This is a genomic window from Lactobacillus nasalidis (genome assembly GCF_016587775.1).
GTDB classification, from domain to species: Bacteria; Bacillota; Bacilli; order Lactobacillales; family Lactobacillaceae; genus Lactobacillus; species Lactobacillus nasalidis.
In genome coordinates this window covers 1-1,775 of record NZ_BOCG01000262.1, presented here as the reverse complement: position 1 = coordinate 1,775, position 1,775 = coordinate 1, and the positions used below count along the sequence as shown (strand labels likewise).

The following is a 1,775-nucleotide window of genomic DNA, read 5'->3' as shown; positions in this document are numbered from 1 at the left end:
CTTCAGCGGGTCGATCTGCGTGATTCCCAGAGCATATGCCACCAAGGACCCGGCCGCCGACCCACGTCCTGGCCCGACCAGGGCGCCGCGGCCGCGGCAGTAAGCTACGATGTCGCCGACAATCAGAAAGTAGTCGGCAAAGCCCATTTCATTGATGACCGCCAATTCCTTTTTCAGCCGGGCCTCATAAGCCGGCTGGCGGCCAACTCGCTGCTTTAAGCCGGCATAAGCCAGCTTTTCAAGATATTCCGCTGAACTCAAGCCGCTGTCTTGCGGGAAAACCGGCACCTGCGGCTTGGCAAAAGGAATCTCAGCTGAGCATTTTTCCGCGATCTTCCAGCTGTTTTCCAGCGCTTCACTCAGGCCCATTTCCCGGCAGGCGGCTTCCACCGCCGTGGCCGGCCGCAGCCAGTGCGATCCTTGGCCCTGGGCCATCATGGCCAATTCGCTTTCACTGAAGGTACGTCTCTCTTTGACGGCCCGCAGAACCTGGCACAAGAACTGGTCACCCGGATTTAGGTAGCGCACGTCCTCAACTGCTGCCAGGGGCAAAGCCGCCTGCTTGGCCAAGGCGCTGACAAAGCCGTCGTATTCCCGGGCCGCTTCTGCCGGATATACTCCCAGATAAAGTCCGGCAGCTCCAGAAAGCTGGCGGCGCAGCTTTTCCAGATAGGCCGCTCCATCTGCCCCGTCTTGGTAGAGCTGGCGCAGCTCGCTGTTTGAGCCGGCCGGAACGATGACCGTCAGCCCGGCTGCTTCTGGCATGTCTGCCAGCGGCGGGGGCGGCCCCTGCAGGTCCTGGGATGCAATGTTCAAAAAACTCGATAGCCGCATCAAGGACTGGTAGCCCTGCTGGTTGTTTGCCAAAAAAATCAGGTCAAAAGCCCCTTCCGTCAGCTCCAGTCCCTGAAAACGGCCCTGCAGGCCCAAAAGCGGCTTGATTCCCTGCTTGATGGCCGCTTGATAAAATTCTGCCAGGCCAAAGGTGACGTTGACGTCGGTGAGGGCTACGGCCTCATAGCCGCGGTCTTTGGCCGCCTCAACCAGGTCACTCACCTTCAGCGGGCTGGCCAGGATCGTATTTGCCGAAATTGTTTGTAATGCTGCCAGTTTCACCCTAATCGCCCTGCCTTTCAACGTTTGTGCTTATTTTTTTATTATAGCAAAGTCGGCTCTTGACCAATTGAATTTGCTCGGTGATTCTGTTAAAATGCATAGCGAAAGAAGGAAGATAATATGGGACGTTATATTGTTTGCATCGTCTGGGCGATGATTTTCACCTTCATCATCGGCTTCATCGGAGCCCCTCTGACCCAGAGTAGCTATAATCCTGTTACCTTACTGATTGTTGGTGCCGTCTTTGGCTTGCTGTTCTCTTTGATTATTCCAAGAATCACCGCCAAATCCTATAAAGATGACTCTGCATTCAGCAAATAAGTACAGAAATTAGTAGTTGGCCAGTCAGTTCCTGACTGGCCTTTTTTGTTGCTATTTTTTCTGTTTGTCAGCAAAAGATGGTATGATTTACATAGTCTAAAATTATTAAGGAAGTTAAGAATGAAAGAGAACCTGATCGTTTTTAAAGTAGGGACCTCCTCGCTGACCAGCCCGGCCGGCGACCTGGATCCAGAGAAGATCAAGAAAATTACCCGGCAGCTGGCTCAGCTGCACCAGGCCGGCTACAAGCTGGTCCTGGTAACTTCAGGATCCATCGCGGCCGGTTTCCGCCGCCTCGGCTTTGACAAACGACCCAAGAAAGTTGCCGACAAGCAGGC

3 protein-coding genes are annotated in these 1,775 nt (G+C 54.1%); 2 read left to right on the top strand and 1 reads right to left on the bottom strand.

Features of this window, described 5'->3' with window-relative positions; all coding sequences use genetic code 11:
• Nucleotides 1-1,116, bottom strand: a 1,116-nt coding sequence (locus lacNas_RS04610; protein ID WP_201346636.1) for a PHP domain-containing protein, incomplete at its 3' end; no start/stop codon positions are given.
• Between the two features lie 120 nt (nucleotides 1,117-1,236).
• Here lacNas_RS04610 and lacNas_RS04605 point away from each other — a divergent pair.
• Together lacNas_RS04605 and lacNas_RS04600 are read left to right on the top strand one after the other, a co-directional pair.
• On the top strand, nucleotides 1,237-1,437 hold the full coding sequence (locus tag lacNas_RS04605; RefSeq protein WP_201330246.1) for a YjzD family protein: 201 nt from the start codon (nucleotides 1,237-1,239) through the stop codon (nucleotides 1,435-1,437).
• A gap of 120 nt (nucleotides 1,438-1,557) precedes the next feature.
• Nucleotides 1,558-1,775, top strand: a 218-nt coding sequence (locus lacNas_RS04600; RefSeq protein ID WP_444979750.1) for an amino acid kinase family protein, incomplete at its 3' end; no start/stop codon positions are given.

Coding starts and splice junctions, on each gene's coding strand:
- lacNas_RS04605 (WP_201330246.1), top strand. CDS start 1,237: ATGGGACGTTATATTGTTTGCATCGTCTGGGCGATGATTTTCACCTTC.